Annotated in this window: 17 protein-coding genes; 9 read left to right on the top strand and 8 right to left on the bottom strand. The window is 39.3% G+C overall.

Annotated elements, in window-relative coordinates; all coding sequences use genetic code 11:
• Window positions 1–63: 63 nt before the first annotated feature.
• The 3 genes from I2F62_RS00250 (at window position 64) to I2F62_RS00240 (ending at window position 3182) form a co-directional block, all read left to right on the top strand.
• Window positions 64–714: a hypothetical protein gene (locus I2F62_RS00250; RefSeq protein ID WP_324625023.1), complete on the top strand. Its 651-nt coding sequence runs from the start codon at window positions 64–66 to the stop codon at window positions 712–714.
• 10 nt (window positions 715–724) lie between these two features.
• The gene (locus tag I2F62_RS00245) at window positions 725–1699 is read left to right on the top strand and encodes a D-glycerate dehydrogenase (RefSeq protein ID WP_324625022.1); all 975 of its coding nucleotides are present in this window, start codon (window positions 725–727) and stop codon (window positions 1697–1699) included.
• A gap of 97 nt (window positions 1700–1796) precedes the next feature.
• Window positions 1797–3182: a M48 family metalloprotease gene (locus tag I2F62_RS00240; RefSeq protein WP_324625218.1), complete on the top strand. Its 1386-nt coding sequence runs from the start codon at window positions 1797–1799 to the stop codon at window positions 3180–3182.
• 22 nt (window positions 3183–3204) lie between these two features.
• On the opposite strand, the gene I2F62_RS00235 is transcribed toward I2F62_RS00240, so the two are convergent.
• Entirely contained in the window at window positions 3205–3651 is a 447-nt protein-coding gene (locus I2F62_RS00235) for a GatB/YqeY domain-containing protein (RefSeq protein WP_324625021.1), read from the bottom strand.
• 30 nt (window positions 3652–3681) lie between these two features.
• A complete protein-coding gene (rpsU, locus tag I2F62_RS00230; RefSeq protein ID WP_004652785.1) occupies window positions 3682–3897 on the bottom strand; it encodes a 30S ribosomal protein S21 in 216 nt (71 codons plus the stop codon).
• A 145-nt stretch (window positions 3898–4042) separates the two neighbouring features.
• Between rpsU and tsaD the strand changes: the two genes are divergently transcribed.
• From tsaD to I2F62_RS00210, 4 genes are all read left to right on the top strand, one after another.
• A complete protein-coding gene (gene tsaD / locus I2F62_RS00225; protein WP_324625020.1) occupies window positions 4043–5053 on the top strand; it encodes a tRNA (adenosine(37)-N6)-threonylcarbamoyltransferase complex transferase subunit TsaD in 1011 nt (336 codons plus the stop codon).
• A 90-nt stretch (window positions 5054–5143) separates the two neighbouring features.
• Entirely contained in the window at window positions 5144–5737 is a 594-nt protein-coding gene (locus I2F62_RS00220) for a YigZ family protein (protein ID WP_324625019.1), read from the top strand.
• Entirely contained in the window at window positions 5730–6347 is a 618-nt protein-coding gene (locus I2F62_RS00215) for an acyltransferase (protein ID WP_324625018.1), read from the top strand. The genes I2F62_RS00220 and I2F62_RS00215 overlap by 8 nt, the downstream gene beginning before the upstream one ends.
• A gap of 124 nt (window positions 6348–6471) precedes the next feature.
• Window positions 6472–7314 (top strand): universal stress protein, encoded by an 843-nt coding sequence (locus I2F62_RS00210; protein WP_324625017.1) that lies wholly within the window; start codon window positions 6472–6474, stop codon window positions 7312–7314.
• A 112-nt stretch (window positions 7315–7426) separates the two neighbouring features.
• Here I2F62_RS00210 and I2F62_RS00205 read toward each other — a convergent pair whose 3' ends face one another.
• From I2F62_RS00205 to I2F62_RS00190, 4 genes are all read right to left on the bottom strand, one after another.
• Window positions 7427–8092 carry an O-methyltransferase gene (locus I2F62_RS00205; protein WP_324625016.1) on the bottom strand — a complete coding sequence of 222 codons (666 nt, stop codon included), beginning with the start codon at window positions 8090–8092 and terminating at the stop codon, window positions 7427–7429.
• A gap of 205 nt (window positions 8093–8297) precedes the next feature.
• Window positions 8298–10451, bottom strand: a complete 2154-nt coding sequence (locus I2F62_RS00200) for a TonB-dependent siderophore receptor (RefSeq protein WP_324625015.1) — start codon at window positions 10449–10451, stop codon at window positions 8298–8300.
• A gap of 549 nt (window positions 10452–11000) precedes the next feature.
• Window positions 11001–11999 carry an AraD1 family protein gene (araD1, locus tag I2F62_RS00195; RefSeq protein WP_324625014.1) on the bottom strand — a complete coding sequence of 333 codons (999 nt, stop codon included), beginning with the start codon at window positions 11997–11999 and terminating at the stop codon, window positions 11001–11003.
• 37 nt (window positions 12000–12036) lie between these two features.
• Window positions 12037–13320, bottom strand: coding sequence for an MFS transporter (locus I2F62_RS00190; RefSeq protein ID WP_324625013.1), 1284 nt, complete (start codon window positions 13318–13320; stop codon window positions 12037–12039).
• A 208-nt stretch (window positions 13321–13528) separates the two neighbouring features.
• Here I2F62_RS00190 and I2F62_RS00185 point away from each other — a divergent pair, with 208 nt between their 5' ends.
• Together I2F62_RS00185 and I2F62_RS00180 are read left to right on the top strand one after the other, a co-directional pair.
• Window positions 13529–15262, top strand: coding sequence for an IlvD/Edd family dehydratase (locus I2F62_RS00185; protein WP_324625012.1), 1734 nt, complete (start codon window positions 13529–13531; stop codon window positions 15260–15262).
• A gap of 88 nt (window positions 15263–15350) precedes the next feature.
• A complete protein-coding gene (locus I2F62_RS00180) occupies window positions 15351–16076 on the top strand; it encodes a FadR/GntR family transcriptional regulator (protein ID WP_324625011.1) in 726 nt (241 codons plus the stop codon).
• A gap of 272 nt (window positions 16077–16348) precedes the next feature.
• Here the strand turns inward: I2F62_RS00180 and I2F62_RS00175 are convergent, their stop codons facing one another.
• Both I2F62_RS00175 and I2F62_RS00170 read right to left on the bottom strand, forming a co-directional pair.
• On the bottom strand, window positions 16349–17227 hold the full coding sequence (locus I2F62_RS00175; protein ID WP_324625010.1) for an NAD(P)-dependent oxidoreductase: 879 nt from the start codon (window positions 17225–17227) through the stop codon (window positions 16349–16351).
• A complete protein-coding gene (locus tag I2F62_RS00170) occupies window positions 17227–18594 on the bottom strand; it encodes an MFS transporter (RefSeq protein WP_324625009.1) in 1368 nt (455 codons plus the stop codon). Before I2F62_RS00170 ends, I2F62_RS00175 begins: the two co-directional genes overlap by 1 nt.
• Between the last annotated feature and the right edge of the window lie 86 nt (window positions 18595–18680).

The following is an 18680-nucleotide window of genomic DNA, read 5'->3' as shown; positions in this document are numbered from 1 at the left end:
AGTGCTATCCTTTAAATTAAAAATTCCCTAAACTAGCCATCCTTAAATAAGCTTGATATAAATATGATTGAACATCAACAACAGCTTCTGCGCAGCATGGGTGTCGAGCTTTGGGCTCCACGTCAGGCGGTTGTGTGTTCGATTGTGCCTAAAACCATTTGGCGAGACCAAACGACTGAAGAACCGAATCAAGCAATCATGGCTCAAGCGTTGGAAGCCCAAATTGAACCGGTTATTCAGCCAAAAGCTAAAATATCTGAGCGTATAAATCCTCGACCCGTACAAAATACTGCGCCCGTAGTGCAGCCTGTCGAGCCGTTACCTGAAACCAAAGTGGCTGAAATTTTAGCACCTGTTGAATTTCATTTGCACGTATTAGTGTCTGAGAAATTTATTCTGATAACAGAGCAACAACAATTAGCACAAAGCACACAGCAGTTGTGGCGTAATATAAAAACTAGCTTAAATTTGCAAGTGGCAGAGTTGCAGTGGCCTTTTCCTTTATTGGATTTACAAGAACCCCATGCGCTCAGCGATTATGTGAAAGGTTTTTTAGATGTGATTGCGCATGAAAAACCTATACTTAGTCTTGGTAAGTTACCGTTTTCTATAGCGGATGTATCAACGCAGATTTTGCCAAGTTTAGATGAAATGTTAGCGCAACCTTTAAAAAAACGTGAGTTATGGGAGAAGGTGAGTTTGCTTTTAAAATAAAGAGGATCATATGCAGCAAAAAGTCGTTGTTTTTAGTCAAATCCCCAATCAAATACTTGAAAAATTAAAACAAAAATACCAGGTAGTGTGCTTAAACCCAAAACTTGGCAATATCAATCAGCAAATTAGAGAGGCCGTAGTGGATGCCGATGGCATGATTGGCTCTGGTCGTGTTTTAAATCAAGATAATCTAGCGTCAGCCCAAAAACTTAAAATTATTTCTAGCATCAGTGTGGGTTATGACAATTACGATGTGGCTTATTTAAACCAACAAAAAATCTGGCTGAGCCATACGCCACACGTTTTAACTGAAACCACGGCAGATCTTGCCTTTAGCTTGCTAATGAGTGCAGCGCGGCGCGTACCTGAGTTAGATGCTTGGACAAAAGCTGGGCAGTGGACCAAAACATTGCCGAGCACCTTGTTCGGGCAAGATGTTTTTGGTAAAACTTTAGGGGTTATTGGTTTAGGCCATATTGGCACAGCAATTGCCCGCCGAGGTTTTTATGGCTTTAATATGAATGTGTTGTATCACGCGCGCCATGAAAAAATAGAAATCGCGCAAGCCCTCAATGCAGAATATTGTGACTTAGAGTCGTTGTTAAAACGTTCAGATTTTGTGGTGATTGCAGTCAATTTAAATGCTGAATCTCGTACGTTAATTGGTGAAAAACAATTGGCATTCATGCAGAAACATGCGGTATTGGTTAATATTTCTCGTGGTGCGGTGGTTGATGAGCATGCTTTAATTCAAGCCTTGAAACAAAACAAAATTTTTGCGGCGGGTTTAGATGTTTATGCAACAGAACCATTGCAAAGCTCTGAATTATTTAGCTTAAATAACGTTGTTACTTTGCCACATGTGGGTTCGGCAACACTCGAAACACGTCAAAAAATGGCAGAGTTAGCCTATAAAAATCTCACACAAGCTTTAGAAGGCGCTTATCCTTCTTATTTGGTAAATCCAAAATTTACAGAGAAATGAAGCGAAACTGCTTTGATAAAGGATATATGACTTGAACAGATATTTGGGTATGTTGTTATTAGGTTGGGCAAGTCAAGTCTGTGCGGCACAATCGGTGATGCTCACACCGAGATATATCCCTGAGGCAAATTTAGTCCCTGAAATTGGTTCGGGCACGGGGTTGCTAGATCAGCAAAATGAGCGTTATTTGGGTGAAAAAGTTTATCGGGAAATTCATCAGCATCTGCCACTCATTCAAGATATTTGGTTGCAAGATCAACTTAATGAAATTTTTACTAAAATTTGGGTGCAAACAAATTTGCCACAGCCTATCGGCTTACTTATTATCAATGATCCACAAGTTAATGCATTTGCTGTTCCGGGCGGTGTTTTTGCCATCAATACTGGACTGATTTTATTGGCACAAAATAGTGATGAAGTTGCAAGTGTTATTGGGCATGAAATTGCACACGTAACACAAAAACATTATAGCCGATCGCAAGAAGCTTTTAAGGGACAAGGGTTATTGGCTTTGGCTGGTATTTTGGTGGGGGCTGCAATTGCCAGTAAAAGCGATGGCAATGCGGGTTCTGCGATTATGCTTGGCACGCAAGCGGCATTAATTGATCACCAATTAAGTTATAGCCGCGACCAAGAGCGAGAAGCCGACCGGATTGGAATGCAATATATGACTGCTGCAGGCTATAATCCTGCCAGTATGGCTGATTTTTTTGAACGCATGCAACGCAGTTCATCTCAGGTCAGTTTTATGCCTGAATTTTGGCTTACACACCCTTTAACCACTCAGCGTATGAGTGAGGCGCGGTTACGTGCCAGTCAATTACCGCCGGTAAAATTGAATTTGGATCATCGGCAGTACGACCTTATTCGCTGGTATACTGGTGTGATTACCAATAAAGTCACAGAAAATCAGTTGCTGACGCTAGTGGCTCAAAATAATCAATCGGCAAAGTTGGCGCTGACGGCATTATATGTACAGCAAGGTGATTTTAAAAAGGCGCAACAGGTGTTAGATGGAGTTTCCAATGCAAGTAAAAATAATGTTTTGGCAGTTTTGTTGAAAACCGATATTTTGATGAATCAACAACAATTTGACCATGCAAAGCAGGTGATTGCAGCGCAACAGGTATTAATGCCCGAGAATCGCGCATTAAGCTATAAATATGCAGAAGTTTTAATTCGCCAAAAAAATACTGTATTGGCACAGCAAGTGGTGAAGAAAATTTTGCAGGATAATCCGCGAGACGTTGCGGGTTGGGATTTAATGATGCGTGCGGAAAATGAAAATCCAGCGTCATTGATTAAGCAAATTAATGTGTTGAGATATCGTGCTGAAACACAATTTTGGTCGGGTTTAGAAGAAGATGGAATTAAGTCGCTATTACACGCACAGCGTTTATCGAAAGACAATCCATCTTTATTGGCTACGGTAGATGCGCGTTTAAAGCAAATGCAGCAAGAGCGCTTATATCATATTGATTAAGTGCGAAGAGATTGCGTTAAATTTAAGCCAGTTTAGCTTTAATTTTAGCAGAAACTTGTGCAGGATCGGCACGCCCGGCTATGATCGGACGTAGAGAATTCATCACCTTACCCATATCTTTCATGCTAGTTGCACCTTGAGCAGTAATTGTCTGCTCAATGAGAGAATCAAGCGCTTCCTCAGTCATAGCTTCTGGTAGAAATTGAGATAAAATCTCGATTTCGGCTTGCTCTTTACTAGCTAAATCTTCTCGGTTAGCACCTTGAAAGGCTTTAACCGATTCTTTACGTTGTTTAATTTGTTTTTCAACAACCGCAAGAACTTGAGGTTCTTCAAGCTCAATACGGTCGTCAATTTCAATTTGCTTAATTGCCGCTTGTAAACTACGAATGACCGTCACTGTTGCCATTTCTTTGGCGCGCATTGCTGTTTTTAATGCGTCAGTAATTTGGTTTTTTAATGTATTCATAGTCATGCAAGCTTCAATCACAAATTAATCTTAGTAAAGGCGAGTAGTACGTACAGATTCGCGAGTCAATTTCTTTTGATAACGCTTAACTGCAGCAGCTTTTTTACGTTTACGTTCTTGAGTTGGTTTCTCATAGAATTCACGTTTACGAACGTCAGCTAAAACACCCGCTTTTTCGCATGAACGCTTGAAACGACGGATAGCTACGTCTACTGGTTCGCCTTCTTTCAATTTAACTTGTGGCATGAAGAATCCTCAAATATTTATGGATAACAGCCAATGCACCATGCACTAGCTGACAAGTGAAGCTCGCTATTTTACTCATTTACATCTCATATCACAAGTCTATAATAGCAATCGCTGTAATTTGGATAGAAAAATAGGCATTTTAATGATTGTTTTAGGCTTAGAAACCTCTTGTGATGAAACTGGACTTGCACTTTATGACAGTGAGCAAGGTATTTTGGGGCAAGTTTTATATAGCCAGATCCAATTACATGCCGAATATGGCGGCGTTGTGCCTGAATTGGCATCTCGTGACCATGTACGTAAACTCATTCCTTTAATCAATGAATTGTTACAACATAGTGGTGTAACGAAGCAACAAATTGATGCCATTGCCTATACACGCGGGCCGGGTTTAATGGGAGCGCTCATGACCGGCGCATTATTTGGCCGTACTTTGGCATTTGCTTTAAACAAACCTGCTATTGGTGTTCACCATATGGAAGGGCACATGCTTGCGCCTTTGTTGTCTAAAACACCCCCTGAATTTCCTTTTGTGGCGTTGTTGGTGTCGGGTGGGCATACCCAATTGATGGCAGCTTACGGCATTGGACAATACGAATTATTAGGCGAGTCGATTGATGATGCGGCAGGCGAAGCCTTTGATAAAGTTGCTAAAATGATGGGCTTGCCATATCCAGGTGGGCCAAATATTGCCAAACTTGCCTTACAAGGTGATATGAATGCGTTTGAATTTCCACGTCCGATGCTGCATCAAGGACTAGATTTTTCCTTTAGTGGTTTAAAAACCGCAGTTTCAGTGCAATTGAAAAAATTAAATGGCGAAAACCGCGATGCCGATATTGCTGCATCTTTCCAAGAAGCCATTGTTGACACGTTAGTGAAAAAATCAGTCAAAGCGTTAAAGCAAACTGGCTTAAAACGTTTGGTGATTGCAGGTGGCGTTAGTGCAAATTTACGCTTACGTGAAAGCTTAGAACACAAGTTGGCAAAAATAAAAGCCGAAGTTTTTTATGCCGAACCTGCGCTGTGTACCGATAACGGCGCCATGATTGCCTTTGCAGGTTACCAACGCTTAAAAGCTGGCGCGTGCGATGGTTTGGCGGTGACCACAACCCCACGTTGGCCGATGACGGAATTAACCGCACCGGAATAACCGCTTAGCGATTTGTTGTGGCATAGATGATAGTGAATAAATGTTTATCTATGCCATGAATTCTATCAATATGTTTTATCGATGTGATCTATGCCATTTACCCTTGCAAGCTTGGTTGAATTTGAACAAGACATTAAAAAGAGTCGTTTTCAGGCTTTTGCTGTGCCTGTAGAAAATGAGCAAGAGGTGCGTGATTTTTTAGAAAGTTATAAAGATATTAGTACGACGCATCAATGTTGGGCATGGAAAATTGGGCATCACGTTCGATTTAATGATGACGGCGAACCATCAGGCACCGCAGGTCGTCCTATTTTAGCCACCATAGAAGGTAATGATTTAACCAATGTTTTGGTTTTAGTAAACCGATGGTATGGTGGTATAAAGCTTGGAACCGGTGGTTTGGTACGAGCCTATGGTGGCACCGCAGGTCAATGTTTATTGTTGGCTGAAAAAATTGAACTGATTGAAAAAAAACAAGTCGAATTTTCCTGTTTATTCAATGAATGGGCAATTTTGCAATACGAATTACAACAACAGCAAATACAGTATCAAGAAGAATATACTGCCGAAGGTGTGTATGTTATAGCACAGTTGCAAGTGCATCAAATTGCGGCACTCTCGCAAAAAATTCAAGACGTGACTCGCGGCCGCGAAAGCTTAAAATGTGATGATACACATGACTGAGCACGATCCATTACTTAAATACCGAGAACAGCACAAACAGCGCTTGAATTACATGCCATGGCTGTATTGGACGCTCAAACCGAAACACCGTGCATGGGCAGAGCAATGGCAACAGGAATATCAAGCCTATTTAATGGACATGGAAACCGTTGAAATTGGCAAGAACTGTTTTATTTCGCCATTGGCGCATATTTTTGCTGAACGCGGACGCAAAATTACTATTGGCGATAACTGCTTTATTGCCGCAGATTGTACTTTGCATGGGCCGCTGACCATTGGCAATGAGGTGGCGATTAATCATCATTGTATTTTGGATGGTGGACGTGCAGGCATTGTGCTTGAAGACCAAGTGCGGATAGCCGCTTATAGTCATTTATATGCTTTTGATCATGGAATGGCATTAGAGCAACCCATTTATCAGCAAGCGGTACGTTCACAAGGGATTTATGTTGGTCGTGACGTTTGGTTAGGCGCCCATGTTGGCATTAAAGATGGAGTGAAAGTTGGCGCACATGCCATTGTGGGCATGAATAGTATGGTCACTAAAAATATTGATGATCGGGCTGTCATGGCTGGAAATCCTGCGCAATTTATCCGCTGGCGCGAGTGAAAAATCGCGCATTTTATTCAAAATTATCAACATAAAATCGTTTTCGCTTCCATTGAACTGTGCTAAGTTAGGGTTAATAACTAGACCAAAAGCGTTTTTTAGCGCAACCAAAAGAGAGGCTAAAATGAAACGTGTGATCGCCTGTATTGACTCATCTCCATGCATTAATGCAATTGCTGCGGCTGCGGCATGGGTTGCAAAAGAAACCCATCGAGAATTGGTTTTATTGCAAATCTTAGATTATTATCCGGCAAGTTATCATTTAGGCGAAATTAGTGGTGTGATTGGCTTTGAAAGTAATGCCATGCTATTAAAAGAGCTTGCCGAGTTAGAACAAAAACAAAGTGAACTTGCGGTGAATTACAGCAATAATTTATTGCAACATATTTCACACATGATTAAAGAACAATACGGCTTAGATACCACCATTATTCAAGAAAAAGGCGACTTTTTAGAACAAAGCTTTAATGTGCTCAGAGAAGATGACTTTGCCATAATCGGCCGCGTTGGCGAGCGTGCAGCTGGAAAAAATAAAGTCATTGGCAGTAATGTTGAGAACTTTATTCGCGGTGCTAAATGTACCGTTATGACCGTTGGTGACCATTTTAAAGCGCCAACACGCTTCATTTTTGCCTATGAATATTCGCCAACATGCCTAAAAATGTTGAACCGTATTCCACAAACCGATTTATTGCGTCTGTTGCAGTGTCATTTGTTGTATGTGGGCGATCATCCAGACATGCTAGAAGAGCCAAAAGCATTTTTAGAAAATTCCAATATTAATGTGGTGGCGGAAACTCGTTATGGCGATGTTGCAGAAAATATTATGGATTATCAGCGTGAGCATGGTATTCAGTTATTATTACTGGGTGCATTTAGTCACAGTAAAATTCACCAATTTTTCTTAGGCAGCATTACCACAACTATTTTTAGGGACTTAAATGTGCCTTTAATTGTGGTCAAATAGATTTTGAAAAAATCTGTCCATATTTATCCTCATTATCTGTGGATAAAATTATGGACAGACATTATAAGGCATTGTATTTAAAATATAATTTACGATAGATTGTTTTTTGTTCTTATTTTACAATTGCGATGGCAAAACCATCGTGACCTTTAGAACCAATGGTCTGTAAAGCAGTACAAGACAGCAATTTTGGATGATTTTTGAGTGCAGCAAAGGTTTGGCGCAAGCCTTCAATGCTTGGTTTATGATTGTCTGGATTAATGATATCCCCAGCGCGAATCACGTTATCTAATACAATGACGGTTCCAGAACGCGAATGCTTTAAACTTAATTCTAAATATTCAGGGTAGCTTGCTTTATCTGCATCGATAAAAATAAAGTCAAATGCAGGCGTATTTGCATCTAAATTATTTAAAATATCAGCTGCACGTCCAACTTTGAGTTCAACTTCTGGTGTCAGTGCTGCTTGGTCTATATTGTATTGTGCCATTTTGGCATGTGTGTCGCGGTTTTCAATAGTGAGCAAATAACCATCTTCGGGTAAGGCGCGTGCAAGCCAAATAGTGCTATATGCTGCAAATGTTCCCAATTCTAAAACACGTTTACAACGGTTCATTTGAATCAGCATTTGTAGAAACATGCCTTGGTTGGGTGCAACAGCAAGATGATTTGAGAATCCGTGGCTGACTGTGTTTTGCGCCGCCTGATCTAGCTTTGAATCGTGAGGGATTAAATGTGATTCGATATATTCATCTACTGCGGTCCACAGTTCTTGCATGATTATGACACCTGATTACGATAGGGCAATTGTATACATTTATGCTTAGAGTTCAATTTCTGCAGATGAATATTGCTTAAAAAAGCAGAATGGATGTGCTAATCACTGCATAGAGATGAAAAAATTGTATCAATGTTCAATTAAATTTGGCTTATTGTTCAGTAAAACAATAAGCCAAAGTAAGTCTTGTATTTTTTATGTGTAATTACCAATCCATTTTTAGCGATAATGCTGCGTTTCGAGCTTCACCTAGCGTGAAATAACCGTAATTTCCTGCCGCCCAATATTTTTTATTAAATAGATTGTTAATATTGGCGTTTAACACTGCGTTATGCTTGGCAAGTTTAAATTGATAAGAAAGACCTGCATTTACAGTGGTATAAGCTGAAACTTTAAAGGTATTTTCATCATCAAAATAGCGCATACCATTATAGCGCGCATCTGCATGTAAGCTCAGTCCAGCAATTTGTGGAATTTGATATTCGCCTCGGGTGGTTAGTGTCCATTGTGGAACGCCCGTTGGGGTTTTGCCTGCTAAAGCCGCATTGGCTGTACTCAGTTGGTCTTTAAACGCATCTAAATAAACCAGACCAAAGCCCCAATTGAATTGGTCAGTGGCTTGCACTTGCGTGTTGAATTCTAAGCCTTGGTAGATGTCTAACCCATCTTGACTCAGATAAACACCATTGCCTTGTTTTTTGGCCACGTTGCTAGATCGTTCAATACGAAATATTGCACTACTTAAACTAATGTTATCTAAGGCATATTTCAAACCGAGTTCGTACTGTTTGCTAATGGTCGCATCGAGCGTGTCGCCCGCATTAATATAGGTCGCACCAACCACTGAACCTGCTTCTAAGGATTCAACATAGCTAGCATAAGCGGTCATATCATCGGTTGGTTTATACAGCAGCGCAAAGGTTGGCGTTAAAGCATTGGTGCTATAGCCTTTGGTGTTGGCAACATTGGCTTCTTGGTCGTAATGTGTATATCTTGCACCTAAAATTGCTTGCCAACGCGGTGAAAAATGCAGGGTATCACTTAAGAAACCATAGTCTTGATTAATGACTGTACTATAAGCTTTAAGTGAAAAATCTGGAGTGCGTGAAACTAAAAAAGTTTGCGGTTGATATAAATTACCAGTAGCATTGACTTGCCAATAACTGTTATTGCCTGCTGTCGTTACATTTTTGAGATGCCCGACACCAAAAACTAAATCATGTTGAATGATGCCTGTGTTGATCTGCCCAAACAGCATGGCTTGATTGGTAAAACTTTCTAAATGTTGAGCAAAATTGTACATGTATAAATTATAGTCACCCGCCACATTGTTTAAGCTTGCAAAAGACTTATTCGATTCATGGTTTTTTTCGGTGTAACCAAATTGATATTTTGCTTTCCAAAGATCATTAATTTGCCAATTTAATCCTGTTGATGCAATTAACGTATTTGTTCGGTAATAGGAATTATCGACATTGACGTCATCATAATCATAATGAACGCTTGGAAGATGCGTGCCGCTATAATTTGAATCGAGCATAAAAGTAAACGGTTCTTTAGATAATCTATTCTTTTCATAGATTACATTTGCATCCCAAATCAGGGCATCATTGAACTGTTTTTCTAATGCCAATGAAGTTACAAAGCGATTGGTCTGGCTGCTGTTGTACGCTGTGCCTTGATCTGTTGCGAACATAAAGCGATATTTTAGGTCAGCGGGCTTAAAGGTATTACTGGTATCTAGCATGACAGAGAACAAGCTTGATGGCCGATAGTCCAAACTCACCGATGTTTTTGGTTGTTCGGTTGGGCGTCTAGTTTGATAGCGAATCGCACCACCTGGCGAACCAAACCCGTACATAAATCCAGTTAAGCCTTTCAAAACGGTCACATTATCTGCCGCTTCAATGGGTAAATCACCGCCCCAATAACCCAAAATGGGATAGTCATCCATAAAATAGTTTCTGACGGCTAAACCACGAATACTTGCACCCCACCAATCGGTTGCATTGGCGGCGGTCGGGGAATAAAAAGAGGGTTCATTGACAAGAATTTGAGCAATCGATTTCGCGCCGCGTTTTTCAATATCTTCACTACCAACTACGGTTACCGAAAAGGGCGTGTCGAGTATGCGTTTTGAACCCAGTGCGCCATTGTCTACCTGTTTTTCTAGCGGATGCACTGTCGTTGCAGATGCTTTAACTTTAATGGTGTCTAACGTTTGTTCATTGGATATGTTCTGATTTTCTGCATAAACGTTATGACAAAACAAAATCTGTACTGACAGCAAAAAGCCAATTTTTAGCACAGGTGTAAAGCGAAATTGCGGATATTGGTTGACCCCAAGCTTTATTTTCATTGTTGATATCTCATTCAATTAATAACTGTTGCAATCACAGTTAGCTGTTAAAAAAGCACAAACACTATATATGATTTTAAGAATAATAGGGATAATGATTACTATTTATCTTTTAGGGTGTTTTATCATCAACAAAAAATTGAAGTTTTAGTTTTAATTAGGGGAAGATTGCTTGTATCTATCTATAGATAAATTTTTAGATAGAGTTGAGTCTGGTTTAATATTTAAACAGATGAATGGTTTGTATCATCAAGTCATAAAAAAAGATTAAACTTTTCAAACGAGAAAAAAACTCCCGCATCAACCATGACGGGGAGTTATAGGACACCTTTTCTAATCACTCAGCTCGCTGCTAAGGTGAATTATATTTAAAAATCTTGAGTGCTTCATCAGCAAGTCCACATTCAAGATTTACTTTATTCTCGCTTGCTTAATAGAAAGAAGAAGGTCATTCTTTTTGTCGTTGCATTCAAACTTTTTAGTATTTGATCACTTTCATACTTACCTTGCTTGCAATCAAACTATACCCAATCTTCATCGTTGATATCTCTATAAAGTAATGACTGAACCAATTGCAAGTTCTGGCTCTGCTTTTGAGAAGGAATTTTTTAATGGATGACCAAATTCAGGCATTTCAATTTCAAATTGATCCCCAACTTGAGCCTGAATCTGCTCCGCGAACGATAGAGTTGCTGTACCAAAATAATGAATATGCACATCGCCTGGTTGTAAGAATTGTGCATATTTAAAATGATGATATTCTAGATTGGCAATACTATGACACATATTATCTTCACCAGATAAAAACTCCTTTTCCCAAATAACACGGTCACCACGACGAATCCGACTCATACCGAGCAAATGTGTAGGAAGTTCGCCTGTACGTAATTCTGGACCGAAACTACATGAACGTAGTTTTGAATGTGCCAAATATAGGTAGTTACGACGTTCCATCACATGATCTGAATATTCATTTCCCAATGCAAATCCAATACGATACGGTTTGCGGTCATCACCAATCACATATAAACCCACAATTTCTGGTTCTTCTCCACCATCTTCAGCAAAATTAGGTAAAGAAAAATCTTCGCCAGGACGTACTACGATTGAGCCATCACCTTTATAGAACCATTCAGGTTGTACCCCCGTTGTTCCTTGTTCCGGCTTACCTCCCTCTAAACCCCATTGGAATATACGCATAGTATCTGTTACTGATGCTGCATTGTTTAGGTTTTCTTGGTGCATTTTATCTCGAGTAGAAGCAGAACCAAGATGCGTTAACCCTGTACCAGAAACCAAACAGTGTGCAGAATCAGGATGGTCAAGTGGTGCTAAAACCTGCTTGTTTTTTAACAAATTTTCGTAATTTTCATCAGATTGGCTAAGCCCTAATCGCTCAACTTGCTCTTCTAAGGTCGTCTGATTACGAATTGCTAATAAAGCTAATTCACGTATGGTTTTTACTTGATTAACACAATGTATTTCATTCTGTTTCACTACACCCACATGGCGTTGCTGTTGCTGATCTTCAAATTGAATAATATTCATTTTAACAATTCCTTTTAAGTCATTTCATCTATTTGGTTTAAGTTGTTTGACGGTTTTTCTCTAATTTTAGATAAACTAAGTAGGTTAAAATCAGACCAATAAGCATCACAATACTCAAAAAGTATAATCCCGATGCCACCGATCCCGTCTTCTGTTTTAAAATACCAATCACGAATGGCCCTAAATATCCACCTAAGTTGCCTACAGAATTAATCAGTGCAATACCGGCTGCGGCACCAACACCTGTTAAAAAACGCCCTGGAAGAGTCCAAAAAACAGCAACTGTGGAAAATAAACAGAGTGCAACTGTAGATAATGCCATCAACTGTAAAACTGGTGATGCTAACCATGCACTCAGAAATATACTGACTGCCCCTACACCGTGTAAAACAGTCAAATGACCAAAACGATCATTGGTGCGGTCTGAACTTCTAGGTATAATTAATAAACCAAGAATTGCAAAGAAATAAGGAATGCCTGCCAAAAAACCAATCTGCAGATCACTCCCACCTGCAAATTGCTTCATAATGATTGGCATCCATAAATTTAAGCCATAAATACTAAGTACGGCCGGTAAATAATAAAGAGATAAAAGTAATACTCGCTTATCTTTTAAAGCATGTAAGGGATTCGCATGTCGTGTTTGTTGATATTCAGATTCATCTTTGTGTAATTCCTGTTTTAGCCATATTTTTTGCTCTCCAGATAACCATTTCACTGCATCAACACGGTCTGGCAAAAACAATAGCGTTGGAACAGATAAAATTACAGCAGGCAAACCGACAATAATAAACAGCCATTGCCAACCGTGTAGCCCTGAGAGGCCATCCATGCCTAATAATGCACCAGATAACGGTCCTGCAACCATCATCGCAATGGGTTGTGCAAGTACAAACATGCCCATGACTTTGCCACGATGTCGTACTGGAAACCATTGTGTAATTAAATACAAAACACCAGGGAAAAATCCTGCTTCAGCAACACCCAATAAGAAGCGTAATAAATAAAAACTATTCGGCCCTTGAATTAATGCCATTGCCATGGTGACTAAGCCCCATGATAACAATATGCGTGCAAACCATCTCCGTGGACCAAATTTATCTAACAGCAAATTACTCGGTACTTCAAAAATAAAATAACCAATAAAGAAAATGCCTGCACCAAGACCGTACGCTGCATCTCCAATGCCAACATCAGCACCCATATGCAAATGAGCAAAACCCACTGCTGCACGGTCAATATAGGCAACTAAATAAAGAATAATTAATGCGGGTATCAATTTTAAGGTGACGGTCCGTATTACATTTTTTTCAAAATCCATCTTTGACTCCTTGTTTTGTGAACTAAGGCTTCATGCCTTGCTATAACGATGTGTTGTCTTTTTCTTACAATGTCCTTTGATGCTTATTATTTGTACTTAATAAAAATATAGTATTACTATTTAAAACACAAATGCTTTTAAAAATTATTTTTATGTTGTATCTTTATTTTATAAATAACAATAGTAATACTATATAGGGAAGTTAAGGATGACACAAAAACATAAACTACGTTCTAGTGCCTGGTTTGGTACAACTGATAAAAATGGTTTTATGTACCGCAGTTGGATGAAAAATCAAGGTATCCCAGATCATGAATTTGATGGTCGCCCAATTATTGGGATTTGTAACACCTGGTCCGAACTGACACCTTGTAATGCACATTTTCGTAAAATTGCTGAACATGTTAAAAAAGGTATTTTTGAAGCGGGAGGATATCCTGTCGAATTTCCAGTTTTTTCAAATGGTGAATCAAACTTACGCCCAACAGCTATGTTTACTCGAAATTTAGCAAGTATGGATGTTGAAGAGGCAATCCGTGGCAACCCAATTGATGGCGTTGTACTGCTAACTGGTTGTGATAAAACTACACCTGCATTACTAATGGGAGCAGCAAGTTGTGATATTCCTGCGATTGTCGTAACAGGTGGTCCAATGTTAAATGGTAAACATAAAGGAAAAGATATTGGTGCTGGTACAATTGTTTGGCAAATGCATGAAGAACTCAAAGCAGGGAAAATTGATTTAAATGAATTTTTATCTGCTGAAGCAGGTATGTCGCGCTCGGCAGGTACTTGTAATACTATGGGTACAGCATCAACCATGGCATGTATGGCAGAGGCATTAGGTACTTCTTTACCACATAACGCAGCCATTCCAGCAGTTGATTCTCGGCGCTATGTCTTGGCTCATCTATCTGGTATGCGTATTGTTGATATGGTGAAGGAAGACTTAACTTTATCTAAAATTTTGACCAAAGAAGCGTTTGAAAATGCCATTAAGGTCAATGCAGCGATTGGTGGGTCAACCAATGCAGTCATTCATTTAAAGGCGATTGCAGGGCGAATTGGTGTTGATCTGGAATTAGATGATTGGAATCGTGTTGGTCGTGGTACACCAACCATTGTAGATTTACAACCATCAGGTCGGTTTTTAATGGAAGAGTTTTACTATAGCGGTGGCTTGCCAGCTGTTATTCGCCGTATGGGAGAATCTAATTTATTGCCACACCCGAATGCACTTACTGCCAATGGACAAACCATTTGGGAGAACTGCCATGAATCACCAATTTACAATGATGAAGTAATACGTACTATTGATAATCCACTTCGTGAAGATGGTGGTATGTGTATTTTACGTGGTAACCTCGCTCCAAAAGGCGCGGTACTTAAACCATCTGCAGCAAGTGCGCACCTAATGAAGCATCGTGGGCGGGCGGTGGTTTTTGAAAACTTCGATGATTATAAAGCACGGATCGCTGATCCAAATTTAGATGTTGATGAAACGTGTATTCTTGTGATGAAAAATGCAGGTCCGAAAGGGTATCCTGGTATGGCTGAAGTTGGTAACATGGGCTTACCACCAAAAATTTTGGCCAAAGGCATTACTGACATGGTGCGAATTTCAGATGCTCGTATGAGTGGCACGGCCTATGGGACAGTCGTTTTACATGTTGCTCCTGAAGCCATGGCCGGTGGTCCTCTCGCAATTGTACAAAATAATGATTATATTGAATTAGATGCTTACGCAGGTATATTACATCTAGATGTGAGTGATGCTGATATTCAAGCTCGTTTTAACAATCTAGCACCTGCTGAAGCACCTTCTTTTATTGGTGGTTATCGTCAATTATACGTAAATCATGTTTTGCAAGCTGATGAAGGTTGTGATTTTGACTTTTTGGTTGGTTGTCGTAAAGCTGAGGTACCACGCCATTCTCATTGATAAGTTGAAAGTTATAAGGGATATACTTGTGCTTGAATAAGTGTATCTCTACTATATATTGTCCACTAAGATAGACACTAAAGAACGAATGACTGCAGCAAATTATAAAACGCCGAAACCGAGTAAAAGCCAGCATGCCCATATTGTACAATATTTGGGGCTTAAAATTGTTTCAGGCGAAATTGCTGTACATGAAAAACTTCCTAATGAAATTGACTTGTGTGATGAGTTTCAAGTCAGTCGGCCAGTTTTTCGTGAAGCCATTCGAGTATTAAATGCGAAAGGTTTAACTTATTCGAAACCTCGTATTGGGACGGTTGTTCGAAATAAACTAGATTGGCATTTATTAGATCCAGATGTTTTATTCTGGATGATGCAAAGCACACCTGAAAATGAGTTTTTCAAAACACTTTCTACTGTAAGAAGGGTGCTTGAACCAGAATTGGCATTTATTGCAGCTAGCACAGCAACCGAAGATGACATTTTGGCAATGTACGATGCATATGATGGTATGCAAAAAGCCAAAAATATTGAAGAATTTATTCAACCGGATATAAATTTTCATTTAGCTATAGCAAAAGCTACGCATAATGATCTATTAGTATATATGTCAAAAATGCTTATTATTCCATTACAACAATCTATAAAAGTCACAAGTTTAAGACCTAATTTGCAAAGTTACTCATTACCACGTCATAAAGCAATTTTAACTGCTATAGAAAATAAAGATCCGTTATCTGCTCGACATGCTTCATTAGTACAGTTGGAAGATACCAAAATTGCATATGATTTATTAAAATCATCAACTAAATAATAGGCTTGGATTGAACATTGATTTACTCAAAACAGGAAGATGAATGTTTCAGGCGAATGTATTCATAAGCTAAGTGTTCATGTAATTTGCAACAGAGCATTTTTTTTGATTTTTAAAGTCGTTACAATTTTACATTTTGGTGATGTTTGATATTTGTGTAGCCTAGTGAGAAATTATCGCATGTTAAGCTAGCTTAGTATTAATCTGCAAATTGCTCCAACTTGAAAATTCAATGCATGTCCTAGATTGGCACGCATTGAATTTTATTGCTTTTAGATCTTTAAATGATTTATGCGCTTTAATTGGCGAATTAATCCTGCGTGATCAAGCTCTCCATCGCCAGCATCCACCATATCTGCAAACAACTGATCTACAATCCGTGCAACGGGAAGTTGTAAATTGACTGTTTCGGCATAATCAAGAGCCGTACGGGTGTCTTTGAGTTGCCATTTTGCTGGACCACCTGGCGTAAACTGATTGTTTAAAATCCTTTCCCCATGCTGTTGAAGAATATTCGAGTCAGCAAACCCACCTGTCAATGCTTCTTTCACTTTACGTGGGTCGGCACCCCCTTGTTGTGCCAATAATAGGCCTTCACTGATGGTTGCTATTGTGGTGGCAACAATCAATTGATTAACCAATTTTGCCAACTCACCACAACCTGCAGCTCCAACTAAAGTTGGTCTACCCATTGCTTTTAAAATATCTTTGACCTGTTCAAAATGTTCAGTTTCGCCACCTGCCATAATCGCAAGAGTTGCCTGCTGTGCACCTTTTTCTCCCCCAGAAACAGGTGCATCTAAATAATGTAGGCCAAGTGAATGGCATTTTTTAGCTTGAGCTTGTGCAGTTTGTACAGGAATAGAACTCATTACAATTACAGTGCTGCCTGCTTTTAATTGGCTTACAGCACCATTTTTGCTAAATAAGATTTCATCACAAGTAGGACCATCATTGAGCATACAAATTAGTATGTCACTATCTATCCCAATCTCTGTAAGATCCGGGCAAATTGTTGCTCCTGCATCTGCCAATATTTTCAGCTTTTGTGTACTTCTATTCCAAACATTGAGCGAATGTCCAGCTTTAATTAGATTTAATGCCATAGGCATTCCCATAATACCTGTTCCGATAAACCCGATTTTTGCCATTATTTTGTTCCTAAATGAGCTTGGGCTACAAGCTGGGCTTTAGTTGTTGTTGCTTTATTTAAACGCCCCAACAGAATTAAAGATAAACCACCCATTGCAACAAAACCTGCAATAATAAAGAAAGGAACGCTGTAGGTGCCTGTTGCAGTGTATAAGTACCCTGTTAAATATGGGCCTGTAAATCCACTTAAATTGCCAACTGAATTAATCAGCCCGATCCCAGCAGCAGCACCAACACCTGTCAATGTTTGACCTGGGATCGTCCAGAAAATATTAATCGCACTGAAAACGCCAATTGCAAGAAACATAAAACCGATTACAATCGCCCAAGGTTCGTTAATCAGCAGTGCTATAGCAATCGCAGAAGCCGCCATAATTGCTGCACAAGCACCATGATGATAGCGTTCTTGTTTCTTATCAGAACGGCGACTCCACATAATCATACCAACAGCAGCAAAAGCGTAGGGGATGGCGGTAAGCAACCCATTTTGAATGAGACTGATCTGTAAACCAAAGGTATTGCGAAAAGACTCCAATACGCTCGGTAAGAAAAAGAACATGGCATTAGAACCAGAGGTAATACCAAAATATGCCAATGCCATAATCCAAACTAAGGGATTGCGAAAAACTTGTTTAATCATCTCACCTTTAGAAAGCTGTGCATTAGATGTACTTTTTTCTTTTTCTTCCTTTTCTAATGTGTCAATTAACCATGTTTTTTGTTCTTGGCTTAACCAATGAGCCTCTTGTGGAGTATTTGTTAAATATTTTAAGCATACAATCCCCAATATAATAGAGGGAATACCTTCTAAAATATACATTAAGCGCCAGCCATCTAAACCTAAAGTATTGCCCCATTGCATTAATCCCACCGAAATTGGTGCGCCAATGATTTGTGCAATGGGTAGGCCTAAATAAAAACCGGCAAAAACACGGGCTCGATATTGCGTTGGAAACCATAACGTTAGATAAAAAATGACACCTGGGAAAAAACCTGCTTCGGCAATACCAAGTAAGAATCTTAAAACAATAAATTGGGTTCCACTATTAATAAATCCCATCATGGCAGCAATGATGCCCCAAGTAATCATAATTCTGGCGATCCAAATTCGAGCGCCAAACCTATGCAGTAAAATATTACTCGGAACTTCTGCAATGAAGTATCCTAAGAAAAATACACCTGCACCTAAACCAAAGATTGTTTGTGTAATTCCAATCGCGTCATTCATATGCAACGCCGCAAAACCAATATTAGTGCGATCTAAAAAAGCCATAATGAATAGAATAATTAGAAAAGGAACGATCCGTTTAGAAACTCGTTGAATTGTTTCTTGTTCTAGCTGTGTAGAAGAGATGATATTCGGCATAACAGTACTCCCTGTTAAATTCATCCATTTTTTTAAGTTATTGTGTTTATTGTCCAGCTGATCAAAACAATCACTGAATTTTGAGT

Source organism: Acinetobacter sp. MD2(2019), assembly GCF_035615615.1.
Taxonomy (GTDB): domain Bacteria; phylum Pseudomonadota; class Gammaproteobacteria; order Pseudomonadales; family Moraxellaceae; genus Acinetobacter.
The sequence above is the reverse complement of the archived record's forward strand: the minus strand, read 5'-3'. Positions and strand labels throughout refer to the sequence as shown.